The organism is Caulobacter sp. GW822-FHT01G02 (assembly GCF_058802865.1).
The window spans coordinates 619,996-646,974 of sequence record NZ_JBXAON010000002.1; the positions used below are offsets into that span (position 1 = coordinate 619,996).

Consider the following 26,979-nt stretch of genomic DNA (forward strand, 5'->3'; position numbering starts at 1 on the left):
ATGAAATGGGTTACATTGCAAGAAAGCTCAGCGTTTCACGTCAAAATCGCCGAGCGCCTGGGAGGGATATGATGACGCGTTCGATGAGGCGTGCGCGCCGGATGGCGGCGGGTCTGCTGCTGGCGCTGTGCGCGGGCGCGGCGAACGCCCAGGACGTCAAGGCCGGGCCCTGGCGGCCGCTATTCGACGGCAAGACCCTGACCGGCTGGACGGCGAAGGTCGCCAAGCATCCGACCGGCGAGAACTACCGCCAAACCTTCGTCGCGGACCACGGCGTGATCCGCGTGTCCTATGCAGGCTATGACAAGCTGGACGGTCAGTTCGGGCACCTGTTCTACAACACACCGTTCAAGGCCTATCGCCTGAAGCTGACCTATCGTTTCCTGACCGAAGGCGGCCTGGCCGACACCCCGGCGTGGGCGCGCAGCAATAGCGGCGTCATGTTCCTCAGCCAGAGCCCCGAGAGCATGACCGTCGAGCAGCCCTTCCCGGTCTCGGTCGAGTTTCAGCTGCTGGGCAAGGATGGTGACGCGCCCCGCCCCACCGGGGCGGTCTGCACGCCCGGCCTGACCATCACCATCGACGGCGCGAAGGTGAAGGAGCACTGCACCCCGCCCGCCAAGGCTCCGACCATCCCAGACGGGACCTGGGTCCAGGCCGAGTTGGAAGTCCTGCCCAATGGCGAGATCACCCAGAAGATCAACGGCGTGGCCGTCCACCACTACGCGGGAGTGACCCTCGATCCCGACGACACCGTCGCGGGCGGGGCCAAACCCTACATCCTCGCGCGCGGCGCCCAGCCGGTCACGGAAGGCTACATCGCCCTGCAGAGCGAGGGCCATCCGATCGAGTTCAAGGACATTCAAATTCAAGAGCTGACGGCGCGGTAAGGCGCGCTGTCATTTCGCGCCGGGCAGTTTGACGCCCAGCAGGACGAGCCGCTCGCCGGTGATCCCGAACCAATGAGGCACGCCCGCGGGCACCAGGATGACGTCGCCAGGGCCCAGTGTCCGGGTGACGCCGCCTTCGATCTGGCCGCCCTCGGTCAGGTTGGCGTTCTTGACCTTCGGGTCGGTCATGGTCCCGCCCGAAACCAGCGTGCCGGCGCCGTCCAGAACGATGGCGTATTCGGCTTCGGCGGGGTGGACGGCGGGGCGACCGGGCTTCTTCCAGACCTCGATCGCCGCCACGGTCGCGCCGTCGCGGACCAGGGGGCGCCACATGAACCCTTGGTCGGGTTTCATCGCGGCGAGCATGTCGCGGAGCTGGCCCTGGACATCCGCGCCGCTCGCGAAGCCGGTTGGGTCGGCGGCTTGAGCGCCGGCGATGCCCGGCGCGGCCAGCAGCAACGACGTCGCGCAGATCGTGAGGATCCTGGCTATTGTCTTCACCGCGTCTCTCCCTTGCCAGGCCTACTTCTTCACCGACGTCAGGTACTCAATCACCGCCGCGCGCTGCGCGTCATCCGGCGCGCCCAGCAGCATCTTGGTGCCTGGGACCTTCTTGCCGGGCGCCTTGATGAAGGCGTCCAACTCCGCCGGCGTCCAGGTGATGCCCGAGGCCTTCATGGCGGCGCTGTAGGCGAAGCCCGGAGCGGTCCCGGCCTTGCGGCCCGCGACACCGGCCAGCGGCGGCCCCATCTTGCCTGGGGCGGGCCGCAGCGAATGGCAGACCGTGCAGCGCTGCTCGAACACCTGCTGCCCCGTGGGCGCGGCGACGGCGCTGGTCGCCATCCCTGCCAGAACGGCGGCGAGCATGAGCGGATACTTCATCGAGAAAACTCTCCGTCGGAATTTGGCGGCGGCCTTACAGGCCCAATAGCCGGCGATTGCGGCCAGCGTCCGGCGCGCTGCCGGCGAAATCGTCGAACGCCTTGTCGGTCACCTGGATGATGTGGTCACGGATGAACGGCGCGCCTTCGCGGGCGCCCTGCTCCGGGTGTTTCAGCGCGCACTCCCACTCCAGCACCGCCCAGCCGTCGAAATCGTACTGGGCCAGCTTGGAGAAGATCGCCTTGAAGTCGACCTGACCGTCACCCAGCGAACGGAAGCGGCCCGGCCGCTCGGCCCATCCCTGGTAGCCGCCATAGACCCCCGACTGGGCCGTCGGCCGGAACTCGGCGTCCTTGACGTGGAAGGCCTTGATCCGCGCGTGGTAGCGATCGATGTAGCCGAGATAGTCCAGTTGCTGCAGCACGAAGTGACTGGGATCATAGAGGATATTGGCGCGCGGATGGCCGCCGACCTCGTCCAGGAACCGCTCGAAGGTGGCGCCGTCGTGCAGGTCCTCGCCCGGATGGATCTCGTAGGCGACATCGACGCCGTTGTCTTCGAAGACGTCCAGGATCGGCTTCCAGCGACGGCCCAGTTCGGCGAACGCTTCCTCGATCAGGCCCGCCGGACGCTGTGGCCAGGGATAGAAATACGGCCAGGCCAGAGCGCCCGAGAAGGTGGCGTGGGCCTTGAGGCCCAGGCGCCGGCTGGCGACGGCGGCGGCCTTGACCTGCCCCACGGCCCACGCCTGGCGCTCCTTGGGCTTGCCGCGCAGTTCGGGCGGCGCGAAGCCGTCGAACAGCGCGTCATAGGCCGGATGCACGGCGACCAGCTGGCCCTGCAGGTGGGTTGAGAGCTCGGTGATCTCTAGGCCGTACTCGGCCAGCAAGCCGGCGATATCGTCGCAATAGGTCTGGCTCTCGGCGGCCAGAGCCAGGTCGAAGAACGAGTCCGCACCGCCCGTCGGCATCTGCACCCCGACATAGCCGAGGTCGGCGACCCATTTGGCCATGGTCTCGAGCTTGTCGAACGGCGGCTTGTCGCCGATGAACTGGGCCAGGAAGATGGCTGGTCCCTTGAGTGTCTTCATCGCGCGTCTCCTTCCAAGGCGACCCAACCGGCGTCGTCGCGGCTGGCGGCCACGGCGCGTTCGACGAAGGCCATGCCGCGAACGCCCGCTTGGATATCCGGCACGAACCCGCCGCCCCGCCCTTCGATGGCGTCGGCGAAGTCGCGATAGATATTGGCGAAGGCCTCGATGAAGCCTTCGGGATGGCCCGTGGGGAGCCGGGTCACCGCGCGCGCGGCGGGGCCCAGATAGCCCGAGCCGGCATGCAGCACCTGGCTGGGGCCGTCCAGCCAGTCGATCGTCAGCACGTTGGGATCCTCGTGCGACCAGGTCAGGCCGCCCTTCTCGCCATAGACGCTGAGCCGCAGGCCGTTGCGGGCCCCGGCCGAGATCTGCGAGGCGATCAGCACGCCGCGCGCGCCGCCTTCGAACCGCAGCAGCACATTGCAGTCGTCGTCCAGGCCGCGCCCAGGCACGACGGTCGAAACGTCCGCGCACAGGCGCTCGACCCGGTGGCCGGTCACGAACTCGGCGATGTTGAAGGCGTGGACGCCGATGTCGCCGATGCAGCCGCCGACGCCGGACTGCTTGGGATCGGCGCGCCAGCTGGCCTGCTTGTTGTCGCCGTCGCGCTCAAGCGGCCTTGACAGCCAGCCTTGGGAATATTCGACCACGACCTTGCGCACCGCGCCCAGATCGCCGCGCGCCACGATCTCGCGCGCCTCGCGGACCATCGGATAGCCCGTATAGGTATAGGTCAGGCCGTAGAGCTTGCCCGACGCCGCGACGATGCCCGCCAGATCCTGGGCCTCGGCCAGGTTCAGGGTGGCGGGTTTGTCGCTGATCACGTGCAGCCCGCCCTTCAACGCGGCGGCCGATACGTCGAAGTGCAGGTGGTTGGGCGTGACCACCGAAACGAGGTCTACGCCGTCCTCGCGCGCTGTCTCGGCGGCGATCATGGCGTGATGGTCCGGATAGACCCGGTCGGGCGCGACGCCCCAGACAGCGGCGGCCTGGGCGCTCTTGGCCGGGTCACGGCTGAACACCCCGGCGACCAGCCGGATGCGGCCGTCCAGCTCGGCGGCCATGCGGTGCACCGGCCCGATGAACGAGCCCGGACCGCCGCCGACCATGGCCATTCGCAAGGGGGCCATCCGCAAGCTCATCAGGCGACGACCTTGGCCAGGTAGTCGTAGCTGATCTTGGCCGACTCCAGGCGGGCGTGGGCGAACGGCGGCTCCTGCTCGTAGTAGAAGCCGCGGACGCCGGCGGCGTAGGCGGCGGGCAGCAATTTCTTCCAGTCGATCATGCCGCTGCCGACCTCGGTCGGGTCCTGCTTCAGTTCGAAGTTGGTCTTGGTCGTCGCCTTGACGTCCTTGACGTGCATCTGGGTGAAGCGGCCCGGATGAGCCTTCAGCAGGGCCAGCGGATCATGGCCGGCGGCCGTGACCCAGCCGGCGTCCATTTCGAAGGTCACCACGCTGGGATCCGTGCCGTTCAGCAGGATTTCCATGCCGTTGGTGTCGGCGCCCTTAGCGTCCTTGAGGGGCGCGAACTCGAAATTGTGGTTGTGATAGCCGGCGGTGATGCCGGACTTCTTCAGCACGGCGGCCTTCTCGTTGAGGAAGTCGGCGTTCCACTTCCAGTCGTCGGCGGTCATCTGCACGCCCGCCTGGCGCAGGTCGGCGCCCAGGCGGTCGGGGATGTAGAAGATCGGCATCATCACCGACGTCACGCCGATCACGTGCATCTCGTCGGCCAGCTTGGAGAGATCCCCACTGAAACCGCCTGGCCCCTTGGGCGCGATGTGGGCGCTGGGACAGACCAGGCCCGCCTTGTCGAAAGCGGCGCGCAGTTCGGCCGGGGTGCGGCCGAGGTAGCCGGCCAGCTCGACCGACTTGAAGCCGATCTTGGCGACCGTGGCCAGCTGGGCGTCCAGCTCCTTGGCCAGGTCCGGACCCAGGCTGTAGAGCTGGATGCCGACCGGCAGCTTGTGGCGCTGGAAGAACGGCGTCGCCGCCGCGCTGGCGCCGCCGGCCAGGGTCGCGCCCAGGAGGGCCGCGCCGGCGCCCAGAAGGCCACGCCGAGAAAGGTGTTCGTGCACGAGGCTTTCCTTTGCTGAAGGGGCTTAGACTTGGGCCGGGCTGGCCGTGGCGGGGAGCTCATCGGTCTCCGTCACCGGGCCGCGCGACGGCGGACGGAAGAACACCGCCAGCAGGCAGACGGCCGCCAGAGCCATGCCGGTCGGAACCATGAACAGGGTGGTGTAGTCGACGGATCCGCCCGCGCTCAGACGGCTGACCAGCGACGGGAACAGGAAGCTGGCCACGACATTGCCGACGCCCAGGATCAGCAGGTTGAACAGGCCCTGGGCGCTGGAGCGGACGTCCTTGGGGAACACCGCGTCGACGAAGATGTACACGGTGGCGAAGAAGAAGGCGTAGCAGATCCCGTGCAGCAGCTGCACGGCCACGATGACCGGGATGCTGTCGGCGAAGAAGGCGAACACCGCGAAACGCGCGGCGTGGCCCAGCACGCCGATGATCATCGTCACTTTCCAGCCCAATCGCACCAGCACCCGGCCCAGCAGGAACATGGTCAGGATCTCGGCCACCTGACCCAGGCTCAGGACCACCATGCTGAGGTTGCCGGCGATCCCGACCCTATTGGTCAGGAAGGCGTCGGCCATCACGAAATAGCCGTTGTGAATGACGCTATCGATGAAGGTGACCACGAACAGCACCAGCACGAACGGCGCGGCCAGCAGCTTGAAGGCCCGTCGCCAGGCCAGTTTGTCGATGCCTGGCGCGTCCTTGCGGGCCGGGGTATGCGGCAGGGTCAGGGCGTAGCCGGCGAACGCGAACGAGACGATCGCCGCGACCAGGAAGATCCAGCGCACCTGCTCGACCGAGGAATGCGCGCCCAGCAGGAACACGAAGGGCCAGCTGACCAGCACCCAGCCGACCGTTCCGCCCATGCGCACCGGGCCGAAACCGGCGGCCGGGTCCTTCAGGTTGGCGAAGGCGATCGAGTTGGTCACCGACAGGGTCGGCACATAGACCAGGCTGAAGATCAGGTAGCAGCCGAAGAACGGCCAGAAACTGGTCGCGAACGCCGTACCGACCAGGGCCAGGCCGCCGATCAGGTGGCTGGCGGCCAGGAACCGCTCGGCCGCGAAATTGCGGTCGGCGAACTGGTTGGAGAAGAAGATGCCGACCAGGGCGGCCACGCCCCAGGCGCTGCCGACCATCGACTGCTGCCAGGGCTCGAAGCCCAGCATGCCCATGTAGGGAAAGATCTTCGGCGCCCAGGCGCCCCAGATCGCCAGCTGCAGCACCATCATCACGAAGAGCCGGACGCTCGTGTTCATGGACCTGGCCTCCCCGACCAGTTTGGGCGGCTGGTTTCGCCCTTTTGGACGCCCTCCGCTCCGATGTAATCGAAATCATCGATAACAGGGGTCGGTCTGCTTGCCAAGCTGTCGGCTTGTCGCCAGTGTCCGGCCGATGGCGACCATTCAAGATGTTGCGCGCGAGGCGGGCGTCTCCACGGCGACGGTTTCACGCGTGTTCAGCGCGCCCGAGCTGGTGCTGGAGACCACCCGCAACAAGGTGATGGAGGCGGTCAACCGCCTGGGCTACGAGCCGAACTTCGCGGCCAAGAGCCTGCGCACTCTGCGGACGGAGAAGATCCTGGTCACGGTGCCGGACATCTCCAACCCGTTCTTCTCGCAGGTGATCCGGGGCGTCGAGGAAGCCGCTCTGGCCGCCGGCTATTCGGTGCTGCTGGGCGACACCCGCCACGAGGAAGCGCGCGAGGAGCAGTACGCGGCCATGTTCCGCCGCAAGGAGGCCGACGGCCTGATCTTCCTGGGTCACCGCCTGCCCGACGTGCTGGCCGACATGGTCGCCGCCAAGGGCCCCAGGACGCCAATCGTCAACGGCTGCGAGTTCCGGCCGGGCCTGGCCGTTTCCAGCGCCCATATCGACAACGACCGCGCCGCCGCCGAGGTCGTCGACTACCTCTACGGCCTGGGCCACACCCGCATCGGCGTGGTCACTGGTCCGCTGGCCAGCCCGATCAGCAGCGACCGCCTGGCCGGCGTGCTGTCGGCGGCCCAGCGCCAGGGCCGCGCCAGCGCCCTGCGCATCGCCATCGGCGACTTCTCAATCGAGTCCGGCGTGCGCCAGACCGGCGAGCTGCTGGACGAGCCCGGCCGGCCGACCGCCATCTTCTGCTTCAGCGACGAGATGGCCATGGGCGCTCTGGAGGCGATCCGCCAGCGCGGCCTCACCTGCCCCGATGACGTCTCGCTGGTCGGCTTCGACGACATCCGCTTCGCCCAATACCTGCATCCGAAATTGACTACGGTCAGCCAGCCCAAGGAGCAGATCGGCCACGAGGTGGTGCGCCTGCTGCTGGACATCCTCAGTGGCCGGGCCACCGCGCTGCAGAACGTCACCCTGCCCCACCAGCTGGTCATCCGGTCGAGCACGGCCTCGCCGCCCAGTTAGCGCGGCGCCAGTTCGCGGACCCAGATGTTACGGAAGCTGATCGGCGCGCTGGGGTCGCCGTGCGCCTGCAGCTTGATCGGCGCGGGCCCGTGGGCCCTGTAGCTGGGCTTGCCGATATAGACCGTCTCGCCGGCCAGCACCGCGTGGTCCTGTACGAGTACCCCGTTGTGGATCACAGTGACCACGGCCGGCGTGAGCAGCGCCCCGTCCGCGCCGAACACCGGCGCGCGCCAGACGATGTCGTAGGTCTGCCACGCGCCCGGCTCGCGGCTGGCGTTCACCAGGGGCGGACGCTGCTTGTAGACGCTGGCCGCCTGACCGTTGACGTAGGTCGGGTTCTGGAAACTATCGAGGATCTGCACCTCGTACCCTTTATCGCCGGCCCCTGTGGACGCCAGGAAGACGCCGCTGTTGCCGCGTGCCTGGCCCGAGCCCGTGATTCCGGCCGGGACGCGCCATTCCAGATGCAGCTGGTAGTCGCGGAACGCCCGCCGGGTTTCGATATTGCCCTTCGACTTGTCGACGGTCAGCACGCCGTCCGCCACCGTCCAGGCCGCCGGCGACTTGTCGTTGGCGGCGACCCATTGGCCCAGATCTTGGCCGTCGAACAGCACGATCGCATCGGAGGGCGCGCCGCCGGGCGCCGCCGCGGGCGAGACGATCGGCGGAACGGGCTTCCAGGCCTCGGTCTCCTCCGGCTTGCTTTGGGCCAGGACAGAGGACGCGGCCAACAGACCGAAAAGCGTGAGGATGGATCGGGTCAGCATGCGGCACCTGGGCTCCCTGTCGGACGGACCAGACTATGCGGCGCCCGGGCGTCGGCCAATACGACCACGACATTCTTGACAACGCTGTCCGACAATCGGCGACTGGGGGCGGGATCGCGGGAGGACCACATGATCAAGACCCTGGCCTTCATGGCGTTACTGGCCGCCGCGTCCTCGGCGCTGGCGGAGACACGTCCGTCCTTGGCGCTCGGCGAAATCCCCGAGGCCTCAGGGCCGGCGACGACGTTGTTCAACGGCAAGGACCTGAACGACTGGCGCCCGTGGCTCGGCTATGCCGATCCGGCCCTGACCTACAAGCGCCCCGCCTTGGCGCCGCTCGGGCAGACGCCGCTGAGCAGCGAGATCTTCAAGGTCGTGGTCGAGGACGGCCGTCCGGCGATCTATGTCAACGGCAAGACCTGGGGCAGCCTCGTCCATACGGGCGACTTCCGGGACTATCACCTGCGCCTGCAATACAAGTGGGGGCCCGGCCGCTGGCCGCCGCGCGAGACGCAGGCGCCGAACAATGGCCTGCTCTACCATTCGCACGGCGCGCCGGGCGTCGTGTGGGGCACCTGGAGCCAGGCGGTCGAGTTCGAGATCATGACCGGCTCGATCGGCATGGTGGTGCCGGTCGGCGAGGCGATCAGCGTCGTCGCCGACGCGGTCGACGACCCCAGCCTGATCAAGCCCAACCTGCGCTTTTCGCCGAAGGGCCGAGCGGTCACCGCCAAGGGCGGCGCGGCGAACTGGAATATCGAGGCTTACAGCGACGCCGAGAAGCCGGCCGGCCAGTGGAACACCCTGGATCTCTATGTGCTGGGCGATCGCGCCGTCCATGTCGTCAACGGCGTTCCGGTCATGGGGGTCCGCGACCTGAAGGCCAATGGCCTGCCCCTGACCCACGGCGCGATCCAGTTGCAGTCGGAGGGCGCGGAGACCTTCTTCCGCGACATCGTGCTGGAGCCGATCACCACGCTTCCGAAAGTGACGGTCGGCGCGCCGCGATAGTCCTATGAATGGACCCTGCGTCTTTCTAGGATCGGGCTCTTCGTCATTCGCCGCGCCCCATGACCGACTCGCTCACGCAGAACGCCTGGACCCTCATCGATCACGGCCGAGCGGCTGAAGCGCTGAGCCTCACTGAACGCTCGGCCCAGACCGGCGGCGCGACGCCGAGCCTGCTGATGGCGCACGCCGCGGCGCTGAAGGCCCTGGGTCGGGTCGACGACGCCGTGGCGTTCAACCGGCGCGCCGTGAAGCGGGCGCCGACCGATCGCTTCGCCTGGTACAATCTGGCCGCCACGCTGGGCGACCTGAACATCGACGCCGAGGCTGAAGCCGCCGCGCGGCGGACCCTTTCTCTGGGTCTGGACGCTCCGGAGGTCTGGCTGGTGCTGGGCAAGGCGCTGCAAGGCCTGCGCCGCTACGATGACGCCGAACAGGCTTTCATGGCGGCCCTGGCGCGCCGGGCCAACTATGCGGCCGCGCATCTGGACCTGGCTCAGCTGCGCTGGATGCGCTCGGGAAGACAGCACGAGGCTCTGGCCGTGCTGGAGGCCGTGCTACGGCAGCATCCCGACGATGCCGGCCTGTGGCTGATCAAGAGCACCGTGCTGACCTTCGCCGGCGATCACGCGGCGGCCGACACCACGCTGGCGAAGGCGCTGAGGACCTCGCCAAACGATGTTCTGCTGCGGCTGGCGGCCGCGCGCGCGGCCGGCGCGGTCGACGACGCCGGCCGCATGCTCGCCCATGCCGAGGCGGCCCAGCGCCTGGCGCCCGCCGCGCCGGAGGTCCACGCCGTGCTCTGCGAGGCCTTGCTGGCGAACGGCCAGGCTCGGGCGGCCGCCGAGACCGCCGAGCGTCTGGTCGCGGCCACGCCCCAGGACCAGTACGCCCTGGCCCTGCGCAACACCGCCTGGCGGCTGACGCGGGATCCTCGCCTGGCGCCGTTTGGCGACTACGATCAGTTCGTGCGCGCCTATCGCCTGGAGACGCCGGACGGGTGGAGCGACCTGGAGACCTTCCTGGAGGCGTTGCGCGCCCGGCTGCTGGAGCTACACGACCTCAAGACCCATCCGCTGCAGCAGTCCCTGCGCGGCGGCACGCAGGTTCCGTCGCTGGACCGTTCGGCGGATCCGCTGGTGCGAGCCTTCTTCGCCTCGGCCCGCAAGGCCGTGGCGCGCTATATCGAGGATCTCGGGCCAGGCGAGGATCCGATCCGGAACCGACGCTCGGCGGCCTTCGACTTCGCCGGCGGCTGGTCGGTGCGCCTGCGCTCCGACGGCTTCCACGCCGATCATGTCCATCCCAAGGGCTGGATTTCCTCGGCCTTCTATCTGGACCTGCCGGCCGTCGTTGATGACGGCGAGGCGCGCGAGGGCTGGCTGCAGTTCGGCCGGCCGGGATGCGGGACCTCTCCCGCCCTGCCCGCCGAGCACATGGTCAAGCCCGAGCGCGGGACGCTGGTGCTGTTCCCCTCATGCTTCTGGCATGGGACCCGACCGTTCTCCGACCCCGGGCACCGCCTGACCGTGGCCTTCGACGTCACGCCCCGTTGAGGTTTCGCCAAGACGCTGAAACAGAACAAAAAAGGCCCGCCCCGAGTGATCGAGGCGGGCCTTTTCCGAAGAAATCCCCTCCCCGACGCGGAAGCGCCGGAGAGGTTCGGGTCTCTTAGTAGCGCAGGCGAGCGTTCAGGAAGAACATCCGGCCCATCACGTCGTAAACGGCCGGATAGCCGCTGTTCGACGGAGAGGCGTTGCCGCCCAGGATCGGATAGGATTCCTGGGTCAGGTTCCGAACACCAGCGGTGAAGGCGACGTTGTCGTTGAGGTTCCAGTCAGCCGACAGATCCCAGTAGTTCTTCGCGCCGATACGCTCGACCGTGTACTTGGTCGTCGGCGCGTCGTCGATCACGTCGTCCAGGTGGCTCCACACCAGGTTGACGCCAACATTGTTGAAGCGCCAGTTGGCGGCGGTCCGCAGCTTATGACGCGGGATCGGGTTGACGCCGAAGCCACGGCAGCGGTTACCGAACTTGTCGGCGCACTTGACCGGGGCGGAGATCTCGTCCGGCGTGATCGTGTACAGCCACGTGTTGGTGTACAGCGAGCGGATCGCCAGCGTACCCCAGTCCGGCAGACCCAGGTTTTCAAGCGAGGTCTTATAGGTCACGCCAAGGTCGAGACCTTCCACTTCACGCGCGGCGACGTTCTGGTTGGTCGAAACCACGTAGTCGATCGAGCCGTTGGCCAAGCGAACGATGGCCTTGCAGTACGGCGAGTTCGGGTTGCCGTTGACCAGCGGGCCGTAGCAGACGTTCATCAGGTTGGCGGTGCCGCCACCGAAGGTGTCGATCGCGTTGTTCACCTTGATGTTGTAGAAATCAAGGGTGAACGACAGGCCCGAAATCCACGACGGGGTGTAGACCGCGCCGAGGGTCAGCGTCTTGCCTTGTTCCGGACGCAGGTTCGGGTTGCCGCCCGTCAGGGTCTGGGTTTGCTGGTTGGCGTTGATCAGACCAACGACGCTGGCCGACACGCCCGAGTTGATGCAGGCCTGACGGACCGCGGCGTTCGGCGCGCCTCGAGCCGAGCACGGGTCGGTGGAGGTCGGGAAGCTGTTGCCCTGCGGGGCGTACAGTTCGCCGATCGACGGGGCGCGGATCGCCTTGTTGTACGAGGCGCGCAGCATCAGGTCGTCGAACACCTTCCACGAACCGGCGACCTTATAGGTCTTCACCGGGTGCGGTTGGCCCGTGTAGTCCGAGGTGCGGCCAGCCAGCTCCAGGTCCAGGGACTTGATGAGCGGCAGGTCCTTCAGCAGCGGGACGAGCAGTTCTGCGTAGCCTTCGTAGACGTCGAAGCGACCGGAAACCGGCGGGCTAGCGTTGAAGCCCGTAAGGTTGCCAGTGGCCAGGTCCTGGCTGGGGTTGAAGGCGAAATCCTCGGCGCGATACTCGAAGCCGACGGCGAAGCCGATCGGACCGGCTGGCAGCGAGAATTGGTTGGCCGTGTCACCGTTGATGTTGAAGCCGCCGTACTGCTGCTCATAGTCCTGCGCCGAGTTGATGCGCGTCTTGATGAACTCGGCCGCGGCCGGCGACATGGTGCCTTGACCGAAGATGTTCACCGGCACGCAGCCGCCCGACGGATCCGCGCAGGCGGTGCCGGTCGAGTTCAGCAGCAAGCCCTGCTGGATGCGGGCCAGGCTGGTGTCGCCCAGCAGCGTATTGCTGCCGTGGGTGTTGCCGTATTGATAGTAAAGATCGAAACCGCCGTTGATGGCCTCGATGTCGCCCTTCAGGCCCAGTTGCATCTGGAAGCCCGAGAAGTTGAACGACGAGACACGCGGGCCAACGTCGCTGAGGCGCTTGTTGAACACGCCGGTGACGGTGTCGTAGAGGCCGTCGCCGTCGGTGTCGACGTCGGTGTAGGTGCCGGTCGCCCACGGGCTGGAGGTGGGGATCGAATAGCTCAAGCTCGAACCCAGGCTGTTCAGGGCGGTCTTGGAGGCCGCAGTCAGGAACGGGTTGTTGTCCAGCGAGAAGCGGAAGATGCGGCTGCCGACCGGGGTCGGGGCCAGTTGGGTGACGACCTTCGAGTTGACGAAGTTACCCTTGGCGTAGGCGGTCAGGCCCGGCTTGATCTCGTAGCTGGCCAGCGACGTGACCGAGAAGCGCTCTTGCGGGGTCTGCAGATAGTTGACCGGCGCGAAGTTGTAGGTGTCGGTGTTCTGGTCATACAGGCGGACGTCGCCGGTCGGCAGGAAGTAGGCCGAGTTGGCGGCGCTGTTGGTGACGCCGGGCAGGGTCACGAACTTGCCAGACACGAACGGATCGACGCGGCCCGGCTCCATCGAGCCCGAGCCCGAGGGCACGAAGCCGGTGCGAGCGGCGTTGTCACCCCAGGCGCTGGCCAGCATACCGCCGCGCTCGCCCTGAGTCAGGGCTTCGCGCTTGTTGTAGCCCAGGCTCAGAACGACGTTGCCCTTCCGATCGGCGAAGTTGGCGCCCATCGTGAGGTCCGCCGTGTAGATCGGGGCCTCCCCCTTGTCGGTCTGCTGGTAGCCAGCCGAGAACTCAAGGCCCTCGAAGTCGTTCTTCATGATGAAGTTGACCACGCCGGCGACGGCGTCCGAACCGTAAACGGCCGAGCCGCCGCCCGACACGACGTCGATGGCCTTGATCAGGGCGGTCGGGATCAGGTTCAGGTCGACGGTGCCGCTCGAACTGGTCGGGGTCTGGCGCTTGCCGTCCACCAGCACCAAGGTGCGGTTAGAGCCGAGGCCGCGCAGGTCGACCGTGGCCGTGCCGTTGCTGCCGTTGTTGACGTTCGAGGTGATGCCCGGAACGGCCTGCGGCAGAGTGTTCAGCAGGTTTTCGGTGTTCACCACGCCCGACTGCTTCAGTTCGGCGGCGCCGACTTGAGCGATCGGGCTCGAGGACGTCAGGTCCGGACGCGCGATGCGCGAACCGGTGACGACGATCTCTTCGACCTGAGCGGAGTCGCTCGGCGCGGCCGCTTGCTGCGCCCAGGCGCCGGCGGCCGGCAGCATGAAGCCGCAGAGGATCGAAGACGCCAGCAGGCGCTTTCTACGAGTGGTTACACTAAACAAATTCCACCTCCAAAACCTATACGCCGAGCTCTGCGGATGAGCATGCGGCGCTCCCCCTGTCCCCCCTGGAACCGGGTTTTGCGGGCAAGAGTGGAATTGGACGACCTCTGGTCAATCAGCCAGAAGGCGCGAATGCCCAGGAAATTTCCACCTGTTACCCAAATGTAACGCACCTGACACAAGCCCCGGCATCGATGCGGTCAAGACTGTGCGTTTTCAAGGGGATGGATGCAGCCAGCTTCTTTGCAAATCCGCAATGCTGTAGATTATATACGAAGTAATCAACCACCCAGAGATGACTTCGCCTCAGTGCAGTGACGACGCCGATACAGTTCGCCCCCCAACGAGCGGGAGGAAAATATTCTTTCATAAACTCAGTTCGAGGCGTCGGTATGCTGGCCTAGGGGCGATGACGGGGCCTTCCGTGCGATAATATTCACTTCTCGACTTGAATGGCGCGCAGGTCCGCGACAAGTCGCCCCAGGTACTGGCGATTTAAGCCACAGCGGCAGTTGCACGGGAACGAAAAGCACCGCTTGAATAAAATCCGAGCAAATCCATGCTCGCGATCCCGCACCGACGAGTCCCGCATGCCCGCGCACCCTCCCCTCAGAATCAACAGCGACTTGCCGATCGAGACGTTCGCGAAGCGGTTCGCGCGGGAAGGCTATGTGCAGATTCCGGTCTTCCTGGTTCCGGCCGACGCCGAGGCGGTCGCCGGAGCGATGGAAGGCCTGACCTGGAACATCGTCGCGCCCGACGAGACGTCGGAGACGCTGGTCATCACTCCCGACGTGATCAAGAAGTTCGGCGAGGCCCAGGTCCGACAGTTCCTGCAAGGGGCGATCAAGCGCGCCGCGACGGGCTTTTCCTTCGTGCACCTGTCCTATGCCATGCAGGACGAATATCTGCGCGCTCCAGAAGCGCCGATCCATCGCGCGACGCAGTTCCTGCAGAGCGAGGACTTTCTCGATTTCGGCCGCCGCGTGATCGGCGCGCCGGCCGTGACGGGCGTCCGGATCCAGGCGTCCTACTATCGCCCCGGCGATTTCCTGACGCTGCACGACGACCGCCACCGCAAGGATACGCGCCTGGCCGCCTTCACCTTGGGCTTCACCCGGAAGTGGCGCGCCGACTGGGGCGGCCAACTTCTCTTCCATGACGCCGATGGCAACGTCACGCGCGGCTTCAAGCCGGAGTTCAACGTACTGACCTTGTTCAAGGTGCCCGCCGCCCATTCGGTGGCCCAGGTCGCCTCGTATGCCGACGCCAAGCGGATGTCGCTGACTGGATGGCTGCTGGGCGACGCCCAGCAAGCCGCATAAGGAGTTCGAGATGACCAAGCTGTTGCTCGCCGCCGCGATCGCTCTCGCCGCCGCTCCCGCTTTCGCCGCCGAGCCCGCCGAGCCGGCGGTCATCGCGGCGCTGAAGGCCTGCCGCGCCATCACCACCGACGCCGAGCGGTTGGCCTGCTACGACAAGGCCGCCCAGTCGGTGACCAAGGCCCAGGAAACCGGCGAGGTCATCATCATCGACAAGCAGACCGCCCGCGCCGCGCGGCGCCAGGCCTTCGGGCTGGAGCTGCCGACGCTGTCCATCCTCGACAAGGGCGCCGACAAGGCCGAGACCGAGAAGCTGCAGTCGATGGTCAAGAGCGCCAGGGTCGACGCCGAGCAACGGCTGGTCGTCACGCTGGAGGACGGCGCGGTCTGGCGCCAGATCGACGACACCATGCTGGGCAAGCCGCCCAAGGCCGGCGACATGATCGAGGTCCGCAAGGCGGCCATGGGCAGCTACATGATGAAGATCGGCAGCCAGCCGGCCATCCGCGTGCGTCGCATGGAGGTCGGTGGGCGTTAACTCGCGTCGTCGGCGAATCGGTAGCCGACGCCCGGCTCGGTCCGCAGCAGCTTGGGCGACGCCGGGTCGGCCTCCAGCTTCTGGCGCAGTTGGCCGACGAAGACGCGCAGGTACTGGGTGTCCCGTGCATGCGCGGGGCCCCAGACGGCGGTCAGCAGTTCCTTGTGGGTCAGCACCTTGCCATGACCCAGCGCCAGGCGGATCAGGACGTCGTATTCGCGCGGCGACAGCTTCACGGCCTCGCCCGCGCGGGTGACGCGACGCTTCTCCAGGTCGATCTCGATGTCGCCGGCGCGGATCGGCCCACTGGGCGCCTGGGCGCGACCGGACTGGCGCATCGCCGCGCGCAGCCGGGCCAGCAGCTCTCCCACGCCGAAGGGCTTCTCGACATAGTCGTTGGCGCCGCGATCCAGCGCCTCGATCTTCTCGATCTCGCGGTCGCGGGCCGACAGGATCAGGATCGGACCGTCGTAGAACGCCCTGGCCTTCTCCAGCACATCCTTGCCGTCCATGTCGGGCAAGCCGAGGTCCAGCACCACGGCGTCGGGCGACCACAGGGCGATGGCGCGCAGGCCTTCCTGGCCGCCGTCGGCGCGTAGCGGCTCGTAGCCCGCCGCATCCAGGGCCGGGCCTAGGAAGCGATGGATCTGCGGCTCGTCGTCGATGACGAGGATGCGTTGGCGCGCGCCGGTCGCAAGGGAGCTCATGAAGCGCTCATAGCAGATCACGCGGAGAGGCGACGACCTTGAGCGGACTGATGAGGTTAGGGGGCCGGATCGTCGCGGATCAGGCCGCCACTCGGGCGTCGAGCAGCGCCAGCTTGGCCAGGATGCGCTCGAGGGTCGAGCGCTTCACCGGCTTGCCGTCGCGCAGCTTGGTCCAGGTGGTTTCGCTGATGGCGTAGCAATCGAACAGGTGCTCGCGCGTCACCGCCGGCAGGCGCGAGCGGAGGCGCTGGAAGACTTCTCGGGAAATGGTGACGGTTTCAGCCATGGGAGGTCTGGTCGGTGACGCACGGGAGAATGACTCTACCGCGTCCCTATGACGGTGTTGTTGGACAAGCTTATTTCAACGCTGTTACGTGAAGCCAAGTTTTCGCCAAACTCGGCAAAAGTTGCGAAGATGCGAGCGCAGCGCCGCCTAAAACGCGAACGGCGCCTTGAAGCGGCGCGGCTAGAGAACTCCGCGGCGCTCCGAAAAGTTGCCTAGAGCGTGAACCGCAAGCCGTCATAGCCGGCCTCGACGCCCGGCGGCAGGCGCGCGGTCAGGGCGTTGTAGTCGAGGTCGATGTGCAGATTGGTCAGGATGGCCCGCTTCGGCCTGACCTTGGCGATCCATTCCAGGGCCAGCTCGACGTGGGCATGGGTCGGATGCGGGGTCCAGCGCAGGGCGTCGACGATCCAGACGTCGAGATCGGCCAGGTCGGCCCAGCTTCCGTCGGGAATGGCGCGGACATCCGGGGTGTAGGCCACCCCGCCGAAGCGATAGCCGACCGCGCGGATCTCGCCGTGGTCCACGTCAAAGGTGTGGACGGGGATCGAGCCGCTGGGGCCGTCGATCTGGAAATCCTCGCCCAGCGGCGGGATCAGGCGGGGTTCTAGGATGGCCGGATAGCCGCCGCGCGTCTTGAAGATGTACTCGAACCGCGTCAGCAGGCCGTCGTGCGTGGCCTGGTCCATCCAGGTCGGGATGCGGACCCGCTGATTGAGGAAGAACGGTCGCAGGTCGTCGATGCCGTGGGCCTGGTCGGCGTGATCGTGCGTGAACAGCGCCGCGTCGACCCGCTTCACCCCCGCCTTCGCGGCCTGCAGGCGCAGGTCCGGCGAGGTGTCGACAACGACCGTGGTCTCGTGGAGCGCCCCGCCCTCGTCCTCGCCCTTCCTCCGCACGAGCAGCGAACAACGCGAGCGGTGGTTCTTGAGCTCGGCCGGATCACAGTCGCCCCAATTGCCGTCGGCGCGCGGAACGCCGCCGGACGAGCCGGAGCCCAGGATGGTGAACTCCAGCGGGCCGGTCATGGACGGGGGATCCTGTCGAAGAGGTTGAAGAAGGCGTCCTCGGTGCGGGCCTCCGTGTCGGCTCGGCTCCAGCCCCGGATTTCGGCCAGCTTGTCGTAGATATGCGGCAGATAGGCCGGCTCATTGCGGCGGCCGCGCATCGGTACGGGGGCCAGGTACGGGCAGTCGGTCTCGACGATGATCCGGTCGGCGGGCATGTCGCGGATCACCTCGCGCACGTCCTCGGCCGCCTTGAAGGTGGCGATGCCCGACACCGAGAACCAGGCGCCCAGCGCGATGGCGCGAGCCGCCAGGGCCGGACCGCTGGTGTAGCAGTGCATCAGGATCTTGAATGGCCCGGCCGCGTGCTCCTCCTCGAGGATCTGACCCATCACATCGTCGGCCTCGCGGGTGTGAACCACCAGCGGCAGGCCGCTCTCGCGCGCGGCGATGCAGTGCTGGCGGAACACCTGGGCCTGCACCTCGCGCGGCGACAGATCGTAGTGGAAATCCAGACCGCATTCGCCGATGCCGATGACGCGCGGACGCTGGGCCAGTTCGACCAGGCGCGCGGCGGTCAGGCCGGGGTCTTCCTTGGCTTCATGCGGGTGCGTGCCGACCGTGCACCAGACATCCGGCTCGGCCATGGCGATGGCGTGGACGGCCTCGAAGGACGAAACCTTATCGCAGATGGTGACCATCAGGGCGACGCCCGCCTCGCGGGCGCGGGCGATGACGGCGTCCTTGTCCTCGGCGAACTGAGGCGCGTGGAGATTCACGTGGCTGTCGATGAGCATGCCGCTCAAATCGCCGTCTTGGCCGCCGCGCGCAAGTCCGAGATGACGCTCCAGAACACATCGGCGCGGTCGAGGTTCACGGCCTCGGCCTCACCCGGCGCATTGGACAGCCGCTCCCACGCGACCGCCCAACGGTCGAGCCCGGGCGAGTTCTTGCCGTCGGCCGCGACTTGGGTGGCGAAGATCCGCACCTGATCGGCCATGCGGTCCATCAGGAGTTCGAACCGCGCCGCGCCCTCGGCGCCGCGGAAGGTGTCGGTCAGGGCCAAGAGCGCGCCTTCGTCCAGCTTGGGCAGGCCGCGCAGAATCTCGTTGGCCGCGTCGTCCATCTCGATGGCCTTGGCGGCGGCCAGTTGCAGCGCCTTGCCTGGCGCGCCGTGGGCCATGCGGGCCAGGCGTTCGGCGTCGCGCCCGGAGACATCCGCCATGCGCTCGACCATCTCGGCGGCGGCCCGCACGCCCGGCGCGGGCACGGCCAGGCGGCGGCAGCGCGAGCGGATGGTGGGCAGGAGCTTACCGGGCGCATGGCTGATCAGCAGGATCACCCCGCGCGGCGGCGGCTCCTCCAGCGTCTTCAGCACCGCGTTGGCGGCGTTGACGTTGAGATCGTCGGCCGCGTCGATGATCGCCACCCGATAGGGCGAAATGGCCGGCGTCGTGGAGAAGAACTCCGGCAACTGGCGGGCTTCGTCGACCGGGATCGATTTCCTTGCCTTGCCGTCGTCGGTCAGCCGCTCCAGCACCATCAGGTCGGGATGCGAGCGGGCGGCGACCTGGCGGCTGACCACGTCGGAAGGCGCGGCGCCCAGCAGCCCCATGGACGGATCGGGCTTCGCGCCCAGCAGGCGGCGGGCCATGCGATAGGCCAGGGTCGCCTTGCCCACGCCCTCCGGGCCGGTCAGCAGCCAGGCGTGGTGCAGCCGGCCACGATCCAGGGCGTCGAGGAACGCGGCCTCGGCGGCGGACTGGCCCTCCAGGCCGTACACGTCGCGCGGATGGGCCGGGGTCATCAGAGCGCCAGCCGTTGGGCCACGGCCTCGCTGATCGCGGCGGTCACCGCGTCCAGTTCGGCGTCGGCGTCGATGACGACGCAGCGCTCGGGTTCGCGGCGGGCGATCTCCAGATAGCCGGCGCGCAGACGCTGGTGGAAGTCGAGACCCTTGGACTCGAACCGCGCCGCCCCGCCCCGCGCCTCGGCCCGGCTCAAGCCGACCTCGGCCGGCAGATCCAGGATCAGGGTCAGGGTCGGGATCGTGCCGTTCAGAACGTGATCCTCCAGCGCCGCGATCAGGCTGGCCGGCGCGTCGCCGCCCGCGCCCTGATAGGCCCGCGTGGAATCGGCGAAGCGGTCGCACAGCACGACCTTGCCTTCGGCCAGCGCCGGACGGATCACCCGCTCCAGGTGGTCGCGACGCGATGCGTACATCAACAGGGTCTCGGTGACTGGCGACCAGCGGTCGGCCGCGCCGTTGACCAGCAACTCCCGGATAGCTTCGGCGCCCGGGCTGCCGCCCGGCTCACGGGTGACGACGACGTCATGGCCGGCCGCGCGCAGCCGCTCGGCCAGGCGGCGGATCTGGGTGGACTTGCCCGCCCCCTCCCCGCCTTCGAAACTGATGAAAGAACCCTGGGTCACCCGGCCTCATTCGACCGGTTTCCGAGGCTTGTCCAGAGGCGCTTACGCCCCCTTGTTACGGACGAAGGACCGTGGCGCCCTGATAGCCCAGTGACTCGACCCGCTGGCGCAGGCTCCAGGCCTCGCCCTCGTTCGGGCCGGCCGAGACCGTGACGCGGTAAAGCGTGCCGCTGGCCCGCTCGATCGCGTCGATCTGGGCCTGGCCGGCGCCCGAAAGCTGACGCACGGCCCTCTCGGCGTTCTCGCGGCTGGAGAACGAGCCGGCCTGAACCCGGAAGCCGGACTTGGCGGCCGAGGCATAGACGCGATCGGGGACCCGGTCGGGCGGATTGATCTGCGGCGCGGATTGCTGGATCGGCGCGCTCCAGTCCGGATCGGGCTGGCGCGACGGGATGATCTGCACGCGCTGAATCGGTTCCTTGATATCGTCGAAGCTGCGCTCGCGCGGCGGAGGCGGAGCTTGCGTGACAGCGTACTGGCGCGGGCCGTCGAAGGCGTTCCTGGACGCCGGGCCGACGTACTTCACCCGCACGCGGGCCACGCCCTGGCGATAGTAGCCCAGTTGCTGGGCGGCGGCCTTGGACAGGTCGATGACGCGATCGCCGACGAACGGCCCGCGGTCGTTGACCCGCACGATCATCTTCTTGCCGTTGTCGAGGTTGGTCACCTCAACCAGGCTGGGCAGCGGCAGGGTCTTATGAGCGGCCGACGGGACATCCATGTCGAACATCTCGCCATTGGCGGTGCGGCGGTTGTGAAACTGCTCGCCGTACCAGGAGCCGACGCCGACGACGTTGTAGTCCTTGTCCTGGCGCGGATAGTACCAGACGCCATTGATCTGATAGGGCTTTTCCGTGCCGCGCAAAGGCTTGCCGTCGCGGCCGACCGTGGAGCCGGAGCGCGGCGACGAACCGCGCGTGGTGTCATTGCGGGCGCTGGCCGTGTAACCGGACTTGCCGACGCCGTACTTGGGCGTGGCGCAGGCGGCCAGACTCGCGGCCGCCAGGGCCATGAGGCCGAGGGTGCGCGCAATCCGCCAAACCTGATCGATACGCTGGTTCATCCAATGGTCGTCCAGACGGGCCCACACCCCTTCCGAGTTCACATCGTCGCCGGTTTGTTTTGAAGTCTGGTTAAGGCGCGGACGCGCTGATATAGCCGCCTGCTCCGGGCAGGTGGCCGAGTGGTTTAAGGCAGCGGTCTTGAAAACCGCCGTAGGTGAAAGTCTACCGTGGGTTCGAATCCCACCCTGCCCGCCAGAACTCTTGGCGACCGGAAAACCCTTTCAGGACAAGCATGTCGGCTTCCAATACCGCGATCTATGGCCAGGCCGATCATGATCTGGCGCCGTCCGCGGCGGACGCCGCGCAGCTGTCGCCGCTGATCGCCGGTTCGCGGGACATCGCCTCGGTTCCGGACGAATCCTTTACCACCGTGACCGTTCGCGCGCCCGCCGGCGCGGTGGAGCGACGATTTGTCCTCGCCCAGGCGTTGCGCGTCCTGGCCCCGGGCGGCCGCCTGACCGCCTTCGCCCCGAAAGATCGGGGCGGCCTGCGCCTGAAGAAGGAACTCGAGGCCCTGGGCTGCGAGGTTGGCGAGAGCGCCCGTCGCCACAACCGCATCTGCCTCGTGGTCCGCCCCGCCGTGATCAAGGGCCTGGCCGAGGCCATCGCCGCCGGAGCCCCGCGCCAGATTTCCGAGAACGGCCTATGGACCCAGCCCGGCGTGTTCAGTTGGGATCGCCTGGACGCCGGCACCAACGCCCTGCTCCAGGTTCTGCCGCCGTTCGCCGGAGCCGGGGCCGATTTCGGCGCGGGCATCGGCCTGCTGGCGCTCAACGTCCTGGCTTCGCCGAAAGTCACCAAGCTGACCCTGGTCGAGCTGGACCGCCGCGCGCTGGACGTGGCCCGCCGCAACGTCTCCGACCCGCGCGCCGAGTTTGTCTGGGGTGACGTCCGTCAGACCGAACTGAAGGATCTCGACTTTATCGTCAGCAATCCGCCGTTCCATGATGGCGGCGGCGAGGACAAGACCCTGGGCCAGGCCTTCATCGCCTCGGCCGCCGCCGCCCTTCGCAAGGGCGGGGCGCTGTGGATGGTGGCCAATCGCCACCTGCCGTACGAGGCGATCCTGGGCGAGAGCTTCGCCAAGGTCGGCCTGATCGCCGAGGGCGGCGGCTACAAGGTCTTCGAGGCCCGTAAATGACGAAAGCGCTGATGGCCCGGCTGGACCGGCTGTTGGCCAATCTCGGCTACGGCAGCCGCAAGGACGTCCAGGCCCTGGTCGCCAGCGGCAAGGTCGTGCTGGACGGCAAGATCCTGAAGGACGCCGGGGTCCGCATCGCCGTCGACGCTGCGCTGCCCGAGCGTATGACCATTCGCGGCGTCGCGGTCGATCCGCCGGCCCCGCTGGTGCTGCTGATGCACAAGCCGCTGGGTGTGACGTGCTCGCACAAGGAAGACGGCGAGAAGATCTACGATCTGCTGCCGCGCCGCTGGCGGTTGCGCGATCCCGGCCTGTCGACGGTTGGCCGCCTGGACAAGGACACCAGCGGCCTGATCCTGATCACCGACGACGGCGACTTCCTTCACCGGGTGATCTCGCCCAAGAGGCACGTGCCAAAGACCTACCTGACCACGCTCGACCGCGCGCTGACGGGCCCGGAGGGCGAGATCTTCGCCGCCGGAACGCTGATGCTCGAAGGCGAGGAAAAGCCGCTGCTGCCGGCCCAGCTGGACGTCATCGACGACAAGACCGCGCGGCTGACCATCACCGAGGGCCGCTATCACCAGGTCCGCCGGATGTTCGCCGCCGTCGGCAACCACGTGGTCACGCTGCATCGCGAGCGGATCGGCGGCCTCACCCTGCCGGCCGACCTGGAGCCCGGCCAGTATCGCATCCTGCCGGCCAACGAGGCCGAGGCTGTCTTCGATGTCTGAGCCGATCCTGGTCGATGCGCGCGGCCACCACTGCCCCGTTCCGACCCTGAAGCTGCGCAAGGCTCACGAGGCCGCTGCGCCGGGCGTCGAACTCGTTCTGCTAGCCACCGATCCTATGGCCCGGATCGACGTCCCGCACTTCGCCAGTCAGATCGGCGCGAGCGTGCTGGAGATCACCGACCAGGAGGGCGGAGTCATCCGTTTTCATATTCGGAAGGCGCCTTGAGCGGGATCGCCCTGGGCCCCTCCAGCAGGGCCCGGGGACGTTCGTCCAGGGCGATCTCGACCTCGGTGGCCAGGGCGCCGCCGAAGAAGATGGCGTTCACGCTCCACGACAGCCAGATCAGGAAGATGATCACGGCCGAGATCGAGCCGTAGGTCGCGCCCAGGTGGACGACCTTCTCGACATAGAAGGCGCTAGCCCAAGACATGAAGACGCACAGGGCCGCAGCCGCGACACCGCCCGAGATCGAGGCGCGCCAGCCCACGACCTCGCGCGACATGGCGTAGCGGTAGACCAGACTCATCCCGACCACGATGCCGAAGCTGGCCCAGGTCCATTCCGACTGGATCCACGAGACCCCGGCCAACGGCTTCAGGTCCAGAGCCGCGCTCAGCAGGCGCAGGGTCAGAAACACGCCTGACATGAAGAACAGCAGTCCGAAGGCGGCCATCAGCACCAGCAGCGCCATCAGGTTGAAGCCGAAGAAGCCGCGCTGGTCCTCCTCGTCGTGGATGAACGAAAGCCCCGCCAGCAAGGCCTTGAAGCCGCGGTGGGCGGCGTAGGCGCCGACGATCAGCACCACGCCGCTCTGCAATGAGATGGTCTGGCCGGGCGCATGGGCGAGGCGAGAAAGCTCGTCCTGGAACATCGAGCGGGCGCCGGAGGGAATCAGTTCGGCCAGCTTGGTCGCCTGGCGCGCGGCGCTCTCGGGCGTCAGGAAGAAACTGTAGAGGCCGATCAGAATCGCTAGCCCGGGAAACACGGCCAGCAGCGCGAAAAACGAGACGCCGCCGACGTACAGCATGACGTCGCGACCCCATAGGCGCGACAGGGCCAGGCCCAGAACGCGGAGGATTTCACGCACCCAGTGGATCGGATCTAGCTGAAGGTCGCGCCAACGAATGTGGTGCTGCGGATCTTGCATCCGGCGGACCATGGCGATGCGGGCCTCCAGAGTCAAAGACGCGCCGCCTTTGGGAAGGCGACGCGTCTCCGCAGGAAGCACCTGTGAACCGACCGCCGCATCGAGGGACGGATGGCGCGACGGCCGGTCGACACACGCAACCTGGGACTTCGCGCCTGAACCGAACCTGAACGCGATCAGCAGGTTTCAGAGCGCTCCGGCCGCCTTCAGCCCGGCGATGGCGTCGGCCGAGAAGCCCCAATCGGCCAGGGCCTCGTCATTGTGGGCGCCGATCTTCGGCGGCGGCCCCTGGATGACGCCGGGCGTGGCCGAGAAGCGCGGCGCGGGAGCCGGCTGAACGACGCCCTCCACCTCGACGAAGGTCTCGCGGGCGGCGTTGTGGGCGTGCTTGGGCGCCTCGTCCATGGTCAGGACCGGGGCGAAGCAGACGTCGGTGGCGTCCATGATCGCGCACCAGTCGTCGCGTGACTTGGTCTTGATGACGGCGGCCAGCTTCTCACGCAGCTGCGGCCACTCCTCGCGGCTCATCTGATGCTGGAACTGCGGGTCGGAAATCCCCGTCTTTTCCAAGAGAAGCAGGTAGAACTGCGGTTCGATCGAGCCGATCGAGATCCACTTGCCATCGGCGCACTCGTAGGTGTCGTAGAAGTGCGCGCCGCCATCCAGCAGGTTGGTCCGCCGGCCCTCGTTCCACATGCCGCCGGCCTTGAAGCCGTAGAACATGGCCATCAGTGAGGCTGCGCCGTCGCTCATCGCGCAGTCGATCACCTGGCCCTGCCCCGTGGCGCGGGCGTGGATCACCCCGGCCAGCAGGCCGAAGGCCAGGTAGAGCGCCCCGCCTCCGAAGTCCCCGACCAGGTTCAGCGGCGGCACGGGCTTGTCGCTTGTGCCGATCGCGGCCAGGGCCCCGGTGATGGCGATGTAGTTCATGTCGTGGCCGGCGGCCTTGGCGTAGGGACCCGTCTGACCCCAGCCGGTCATGCGGCCATAGACGAGCTTCGGATTGCGGGCCAGAACCACGTCCGGACCCAGGCCCAGCCGCTCCATGACGCCCGGTCGGAAGCCCTCGATCAGACCGTCGGCATGGTCCAGCAGCTTGAGGCAGGTCTCGATCGCCTCGGGATGCTTGAGGTCCAGGGCCACCGAGCGACGCCCGCGCGCCGTGACGTCGGCCGGCGAGCCGCGACCCTGGCCCTGGCCCTTGCGGTCGATCCGCACCACGTCCGCGCCGAGGTCCGACAGCAGCATGCCGCAGAACGGTCCCGGACCGATGCCGGCGAACTCGACGATCTTCAGTCCCGAAAGCGGCCCCTGGCCCATGATACGTCTCCCTTCCGGCGCTCTTCGGACGGCCGGTTGCGGCCACTAGAACGGCCCTGACGTTCGGTCAGGCAAGCCCCGATAGGATTAGCTCCGAACTGCGGCGTTCCGTACCTTTGACCACGCAAAGCCTCTGCTATGTTGCAGCGTCGAATCTCAGGGACCGTTGTGGGCGGTCGCGCGGGATTTCGGGCGGAGGTTGGTTTGGCGGTTGACGCCCGGATCCTGATCGTGGCGCGCGACGATGTTCGCGCCGGACCGCTGGCCGAAGGGCTGGACCGGTTGGGCTGGCGCACGATCACCGCTCGCGGCCCGTACGCCGCCCTCGCCGCCCTGGGCGACCTGCCGATCGAGGCCGTCATCGTCGACCTGGCCAGCGCCGGTCCCGAGACCCAGACCCTGGCCCGTCGGCTGAAGGCCGCCGTGGCTCCGCGCCGCCTGCCGGTCATCGCCATCGGCGATCCCGACGGCGACTATCGCAATCAGGCGTTCGACCTGACCCTCTCGCCGCCGCTGCACCCGTCCCAGGCCGCCTTGCGCCTGGAGAGCCTGGTGCGCACCGCCATCGCCGAGGAAGAGTTCGAGCTACGTCTGGAGACCTTCGGCGAGCGCGGCCGACGCCTCGATCTCCCCGAACCGCTCGACACCCCGATCCGTATCCTGGCGGTCGGCGAGCCGGCCCCGCAGTTCCTGGCTTTGTCGAACGCCCTGCAGGCCAGCGGCGCCGAGGTGGTCGGCGCCTTCACCGCCTATACCGCCTTCGACTATCTGCACGAACGGGCCTTCGACTCCGTGGTCCTGTGGGCCGGCGACAGCCAACAGGAAGCCTTGTCGATCGCGGCCGGCATGCGCCGCAACACCCGCCTCTTCCACATCCCGGCCCTGCTCTACCTGAAGGCCGAAAGCTACGTGACCATGTCCGAGGCGTTCCATCGCGGCGTCTCCGACGTGGCCTCGCCCGAGACGCCCGAGGTCGAGACGGCCCTGCGCGTCATGGAGCTGGCCCGCAGCTACCGGCGCGGCGAATCCATCCGCGGCGCCCTGGAAAAGGCCCGCAGCTCGGGCCTGATGGACGCCGCCACAGGCCTCTTCACCCGCGACCTGTTCGCCGCCCACCTGGCGCGCCTGGCCAAGGCCGCGACCGAGCGCGCCCGGCCGCTGTCGATCTGCGTGCTGCGCGTCGCCGACAAGCCCGAGACCGTCTGGGCTCGCCAGAACGGGTGGCTGGACCGCGCCATCCCGCAGATCGGCTCGATGATCGGCCGCCTGGTCCGCGTCGAGGACACCTCGGCCCGCCTGGCCACCGAAGTCTTCGCCCTGGCCTTGCCCGCGACCAATCTGGGCGCGGCCAAGGCCGCCGCGGAACGGATCGCCGCCGTGATCGGCTGCACCGCCTTCGACGCTGGCGAGGACCGCCCGCCGTTCGTCTGCGAGTTCGATATCGGTGTGGCCGAAGTCCAGCGCGGCGAAAGCGCCGTCCGGACCCTGGAGCGCGCCGCCGCCAACGCCCTGCGCCGTGAGGCCAGCTGAACCGCGCG

The 26,979-nt window shown here is 67.7% G+C and carries 27 protein-coding genes and 1 tRNA gene; 11 read left to right on the forward strand and 17 right to left on the reverse strand.

The window, feature by feature from the left end; all coding sequences use genetic code 11:
• Window positions 1-71 precede the first annotated feature (71 nt).
• Window positions 72-890, forward strand: coding sequence for a 3-keto-disaccharide hydrolase (locus tag AC1RNC_RS08420; protein WP_492885282.1), 819 nt, complete (start codon window positions 72-74; stop codon window positions 888-890).
• Between the two features lie 9 nt (window positions 891-899).
• Here AC1RNC_RS08420 and AC1RNC_RS08425 read toward each other — a convergent pair whose 3' ends face one another.
• Genes AC1RNC_RS08425 through AC1RNC_RS08450 form a run of 6 tightly spaced genes read right to left on the reverse strand, consistent with a single transcriptional unit; the run spans window position 900 to window position 6,211 of the window.
• Entirely contained in the window at window positions 900-1,391 is a 492-nt protein-coding gene (locus tag AC1RNC_RS08425) for a cupin domain-containing protein (protein WP_492885284.1), read from the reverse strand.
• Between the two features lie 21 nt (window positions 1,392-1,412).
• Window positions 1,413-1,772: a c-type cytochrome gene (locus AC1RNC_RS08430; RefSeq protein WP_125158406.1), complete on the reverse strand. Its 360-nt coding sequence runs from the start codon at window positions 1,770-1,772 to the stop codon at window positions 1,413-1,415.
• 34 nt (window positions 1,773-1,806) lie between these two features.
• Window positions 1,807-2,862, reverse strand: coding sequence for a sugar phosphate isomerase/epimerase family protein (locus AC1RNC_RS08435; protein ID WP_492885287.1), 1,056 nt, complete (start codon window positions 2,860-2,862; stop codon window positions 1,807-1,809).
• Window positions 2,859-3,995 carry a Gfo/Idh/MocA family protein gene (locus tag AC1RNC_RS08440; RefSeq protein ID WP_492885289.1) on the reverse strand — a complete coding sequence of 379 codons (1,137 nt, stop codon included), beginning with the start codon at window positions 3,993-3,995 and terminating at the stop codon, window positions 2,859-2,861. The genes AC1RNC_RS08435 and AC1RNC_RS08440 overlap by 4 nt, the downstream gene beginning before the upstream one ends.
• Before the next feature lie 11 nt (window positions 3,996-4,006).
• The gene (locus AC1RNC_RS08445; RefSeq protein WP_492885291.1) at window positions 4,007-4,945 is read right to left on the reverse strand and encodes a sugar phosphate isomerase/epimerase family protein; all 939 of its coding nucleotides are present in this window, start codon (window positions 4,943-4,945) and stop codon (window positions 4,007-4,009) included.
• Between the two features lie 24 nt (window positions 4,946-4,969).
• Entirely contained in the window at window positions 4,970-6,211 is a 1,242-nt protein-coding gene (locus AC1RNC_RS08450; RefSeq protein ID WP_492885293.1) for an MFS transporter, read from the reverse strand.
• Between the two features lie 136 nt (window positions 6,212-6,347).
• Here AC1RNC_RS08450 and AC1RNC_RS08455 point away from each other — a divergent pair, with 136 nt between their 5' ends.
• Window positions 6,348-7,355, forward strand: coding sequence for a LacI family DNA-binding transcriptional regulator (locus AC1RNC_RS08455; RefSeq protein WP_492885295.1), 1,008 nt, complete (start codon window positions 6,348-6,350; stop codon window positions 7,353-7,355).
• Here the strand turns inward: AC1RNC_RS08455 and AC1RNC_RS08460 are convergent.
• Window positions 7,352-8,122, reverse strand: coding sequence for a 3-keto-disaccharide hydrolase (locus tag AC1RNC_RS08460; RefSeq protein ID WP_492885297.1), 771 nt, complete (start codon window positions 8,120-8,122; stop codon window positions 7,352-7,354). The two genes, AC1RNC_RS08455 and AC1RNC_RS08460, sit on opposite strands and share 4 nt — an antisense overlap.
• 129 nt (window positions 8,123-8,251) lie before the next feature.
• Between AC1RNC_RS08460 and AC1RNC_RS08465 the strand changes: the two genes are divergently transcribed.
• Both AC1RNC_RS08465 and AC1RNC_RS08470 read left to right on the forward strand, forming a co-directional pair.
• The gene (locus AC1RNC_RS08465) at window positions 8,252-9,133 is read left to right on the forward strand and encodes a 3-keto-disaccharide hydrolase (protein WP_492885299.1); all 882 of its coding nucleotides are present in this window, start codon (window positions 8,252-8,254) and stop codon (window positions 9,131-9,133) included.
• Window positions 9,134-9,192: 59 nt separating this feature from the next.
• Window positions 9,193-10,686, forward strand: a complete 1,494-nt coding sequence (locus tag AC1RNC_RS08470; protein ID WP_492885301.1) for a putative 2OG-Fe(II) oxygenase — start codon at window positions 9,193-9,195, stop codon at window positions 10,684-10,686.
• A 115-nt stretch (window positions 10,687-10,801) separates the two neighbouring features.
• Here AC1RNC_RS08470 and AC1RNC_RS08475 read toward each other — a convergent pair whose 3' ends face one another.
• The gene (locus tag AC1RNC_RS08475) at window positions 10,802-13,684 is read right to left on the reverse strand and encodes a TonB-dependent receptor domain-containing protein (protein WP_492885518.1); all 2,883 of its coding nucleotides are present in this window, start codon (window positions 13,682-13,684) and stop codon (window positions 10,802-10,804) included.
• A gap of 650 nt (window positions 13,685-14,334) precedes the next feature.
• Between AC1RNC_RS08475 and AC1RNC_RS08480 the strand changes: the two genes are divergently transcribed.
• Both AC1RNC_RS08480 and AC1RNC_RS08485 read left to right on the forward strand, forming a co-directional pair.
• Window positions 14,335-15,069 (forward strand): 2OG-Fe(II) oxygenase family protein, encoded by a 735-nt coding sequence (locus AC1RNC_RS08480; RefSeq protein WP_492885303.1) that lies wholly within the window; start codon window positions 14,335-14,337, stop codon window positions 15,067-15,069.
• Between the two features lie 10 nt (window positions 15,070-15,079).
• Window positions 15,080-15,604, forward strand: coding sequence for a hypothetical protein (locus AC1RNC_RS08485; protein WP_492885305.1), 525 nt, complete (start codon window positions 15,080-15,082; stop codon window positions 15,602-15,604).
• On the opposite strand, the gene AC1RNC_RS08490 is transcribed toward AC1RNC_RS08485, so the two are convergent.
• The 7 genes from AC1RNC_RS08490 to AC1RNC_RS08520 all read right to left on the reverse strand — a co-directional run bounded on the left by AC1RNC_RS08490 (window position 15,601) and on the right by AC1RNC_RS08520 (window position 21,097).
• Window positions 15,601-16,311 (reverse strand): winged helix-turn-helix domain-containing protein, encoded by a 711-nt coding sequence (locus AC1RNC_RS08490; protein ID WP_492885307.1) that lies wholly within the window; start codon window positions 16,309-16,311, stop codon window positions 15,601-15,603. The two genes, AC1RNC_RS08485 and AC1RNC_RS08490, sit on opposite strands and share 4 nt — an antisense overlap.
• 79 nt (window positions 16,312-16,390) lie before the next feature.
• Window positions 16,391-16,597: a hypothetical protein gene (locus AC1RNC_RS08495; RefSeq protein WP_492839168.1), complete on the reverse strand. Its 207-nt coding sequence runs from the start codon at window positions 16,595-16,597 to the stop codon at window positions 16,391-16,393.
• A 212-nt stretch (window positions 16,598-16,809) separates the two neighbouring features.
• On the reverse strand, window positions 16,810-17,622 hold the full coding sequence (locus AC1RNC_RS08500; protein ID WP_492885309.1) for an MBL fold metallo-hydrolase: 813 nt from the start codon (window positions 17,620-17,622) through the stop codon (window positions 16,810-16,812).
• Window positions 17,619-18,407 (reverse strand): TatD family hydrolase, encoded by a 789-nt coding sequence (locus AC1RNC_RS08505; RefSeq protein WP_492885311.1) that lies wholly within the window; start codon window positions 18,405-18,407, stop codon window positions 17,619-17,621. Before AC1RNC_RS08505 ends, AC1RNC_RS08500 begins: the two co-directional genes overlap by 4 nt.
• On the reverse strand, window positions 18,404-19,408 hold the full coding sequence (locus AC1RNC_RS08510; protein ID WP_492885313.1) for a DNA polymerase III subunit delta': 1,005 nt from the start codon (window positions 19,406-19,408) through the stop codon (window positions 18,404-18,406). The genes AC1RNC_RS08505 and AC1RNC_RS08510 overlap by 4 nt, the downstream gene beginning before the upstream one ends.
• Entirely contained in the window at window positions 19,408-20,034 is a 627-nt protein-coding gene (tmk, locus tag AC1RNC_RS08515; protein WP_492885315.1) for a dTMP kinase, read from the reverse strand. Before tmk ends, AC1RNC_RS08510 begins: the two co-directional genes overlap by 1 nt.
• Before the next feature lie 55 nt (window positions 20,035-20,089).
• Entirely contained in the window at window positions 20,090-21,097 is a 1,008-nt protein-coding gene (locus tag AC1RNC_RS08520; protein ID WP_492885317.1) for a septal ring lytic transglycosylase RlpA family protein, read from the reverse strand.
• Window positions 21,098-21,203: 106 nt separating this feature from the next.
• Between AC1RNC_RS08520 and AC1RNC_RS08525 the strand changes: the two genes are divergently transcribed.
• From AC1RNC_RS08525 to AC1RNC_RS08540, 4 genes are all read left to right on the forward strand, one after another.
• Window positions 21,204-21,293 (forward strand) — tRNA-Ser (locus AC1RNC_RS08525).
• Between the two features lie 37 nt (window positions 21,294-21,330).
• Window positions 21,331-22,239, forward strand: coding sequence for a class I SAM-dependent methyltransferase (locus AC1RNC_RS08530; protein ID WP_492885319.1), 909 nt, complete (start codon window positions 21,331-21,333; stop codon window positions 22,237-22,239).
• The gene (locus AC1RNC_RS08535; protein WP_492885321.1) at window positions 22,236-22,973 is read left to right on the forward strand and encodes a pseudouridine synthase; all 738 of its coding nucleotides are present in this window, start codon (window positions 22,236-22,238) and stop codon (window positions 22,971-22,973) included. Before AC1RNC_RS08530 ends, AC1RNC_RS08535 begins: the two co-directional genes overlap by 4 nt.
• Window positions 22,966-23,199 carry a sulfurtransferase TusA family protein gene (locus AC1RNC_RS08540; RefSeq protein WP_492839269.1) on the forward strand — a complete coding sequence of 78 codons (234 nt, stop codon included), beginning with the start codon at window positions 22,966-22,968 and terminating at the stop codon, window positions 23,197-23,199. Before AC1RNC_RS08535 ends, AC1RNC_RS08540 begins: the two co-directional genes overlap by 8 nt.
• Here AC1RNC_RS08540 and AC1RNC_RS08545 read toward each other — a convergent pair.
• Entirely contained in the window at window positions 23,168-24,133 is a 966-nt protein-coding gene (locus AC1RNC_RS08545; protein ID WP_492885520.1) for a YihY/virulence factor BrkB family protein, read from the reverse strand. The genes AC1RNC_RS08540 and AC1RNC_RS08545 overlap by 32 nt on opposite strands.
• Before the next feature lie 174 nt (window positions 24,134-24,307).
• On the reverse strand, window positions 24,308-25,441 hold the full coding sequence (locus AC1RNC_RS08550; RefSeq protein ID WP_492885323.1) for a CaiB/BaiF CoA transferase family protein: 1,134 nt from the start codon (window positions 25,439-25,441) through the stop codon (window positions 24,308-24,310).
• Between the two features lie 204 nt (window positions 25,442-25,645).
• Between AC1RNC_RS08550 and AC1RNC_RS08555 the strand changes: the two genes are divergently transcribed.
• Window positions 25,646-26,971: a diguanylate cyclase domain-containing protein gene (locus tag AC1RNC_RS08555; protein WP_492885325.1), complete on the forward strand. Its 1,326-nt coding sequence runs from the start codon at window positions 25,646-25,648 to the stop codon at window positions 26,969-26,971.
• Window positions 26,972-26,979: the final 8 nt, after the last annotated feature.

Bases quoted from the DNA above. Each gene is read 5' to 3' on its own strand.
- AC1RNC_RS08545 (WP_492885520.1), bottom strand. From the start codon at position 24,133: ATGGTCCGCCGGATGCAAGATCCGCAGCACCACATTCGTTGGCGCGAC.
- AC1RNC_RS08435 (WP_492885287.1), bottom strand. From the start codon at position 2,862: ATGAAGACACTCAAGGGACCAGCCATCTTCCTGGCCCAGTTCATCGGC.
- AC1RNC_RS08520 (WP_492885317.1), bottom strand. From the start codon at position 21,097: ATGAACCAGCGTATCGATCAGGTTTGGCGGATTGCGCGCACCCTCGGC.
- AC1RNC_RS08465 (WP_492885299.1), top strand. From the start codon at position 8,252: ATGATCAAGACCCTGGCCTTCATGGCGTTACTGGCCGCCGCGTCCTCG.
- AC1RNC_RS08470 (WP_492885301.1), top strand. From the start codon at position 9,193: ATGACCGACTCGCTCACGCAGAACGCCTGGACCCTCATCGATCACGGC.
- AC1RNC_RS08510 (WP_492885313.1), bottom strand. From the start codon at position 19,408: ATGACCCCGGCCCATCCGCGCGACGTGTACGGCCTGGAGGGCCAGTCC.
- AC1RNC_RS08450 (WP_492885293.1), bottom strand. From the start codon at position 6,211: ATGAACACGAGCGTCCGGCTCTTCGTGATGATGGTGCTGCAGCTGGCG.
- AC1RNC_RS08490 (WP_492885307.1), bottom strand. From the start codon at position 16,311: ATGAGCTCCCTTGCGACCGGCGCGCGCCAACGCATCCTCGTCATCGAC.
- AC1RNC_RS08530 (WP_492885319.1), top strand. From the start codon at position 21,331: ATGTCGGCTTCCAATACCGCGATCTATGGCCAGGCCGATCATGATCTG.
- AC1RNC_RS08480 (WP_492885303.1), top strand. From the start codon at position 14,335: ATGCCCGCGCACCCTCCCCTCAGAATCAACAGCGACTTGCCGATCGAG.
- AC1RNC_RS08430 (WP_125158406.1), bottom strand. From the start codon at position 1,772: ATGAAGTATCCGCTCATGCTCGCCGCCGTTCTGGCAGGGATGGCGACC.
- AC1RNC_RS08500 (WP_492885309.1), bottom strand. From the start codon at position 17,622: ATGACCGGCCCGCTGGAGTTCACCATCCTGGGCTCCGGCTCGTCCGGC.
- AC1RNC_RS08485 (WP_492885305.1), top strand. From the start codon at position 15,080: ATGACCAAGCTGTTGCTCGCCGCCGCGATCGCTCTCGCCGCCGCTCCC.
- AC1RNC_RS08475 (WP_492885518.1), bottom strand. From the start codon at position 13,684: ATGCTGCCGGCCGCCGGCGCCTGGGCGCAGCAAGCGGCCGCGCCGAGC.
- AC1RNC_RS08535 (WP_492885321.1), top strand. From the start codon at position 22,236: ATGACGAAAGCGCTGATGGCCCGGCTGGACCGGCTGTTGGCCAATCTC.
- AC1RNC_RS08440 (WP_492885289.1), bottom strand. From the start codon at position 3,995: ATGGCCCCCTTGCGAATGGCCATGGTCGGCGGCGGTCCGGGCTCGTTC.
- AC1RNC_RS08455 (WP_492885295.1), top strand. From the start codon at position 6,348: ATGGCGACCATTCAAGATGTTGCGCGCGAGGCGGGCGTCTCCACGGCG.
- AC1RNC_RS08550 (WP_492885323.1), bottom strand. From the start codon at position 25,441: ATGGGCCAGGGGCCGCTTTCGGGACTGAAGATCGTCGAGTTCGCCGGC.
- AC1RNC_RS08420 (WP_492885282.1), top strand. From the start codon at position 72: ATGACGCGTTCGATGAGGCGTGCGCGCCGGATGGCGGCGGGTCTGCTG.
- AC1RNC_RS08540 (WP_492839269.1), top strand. From the start codon at position 22,966: ATGTCTGAGCCGATCCTGGTCGATGCGCGCGGCCACCACTGCCCCGTT.
- AC1RNC_RS08460 (WP_492885297.1), bottom strand. From the start codon at position 8,122: ATGCTGACCCGATCCATCCTCACGCTTTTCGGTCTGTTGGCCGCGTCC.
- AC1RNC_RS08495 (WP_492839168.1), bottom strand. From the start codon at position 16,597: ATGGCTGAAACCGTCACCATTTCCCGAGAAGTCTTCCAGCGCCTCCGC.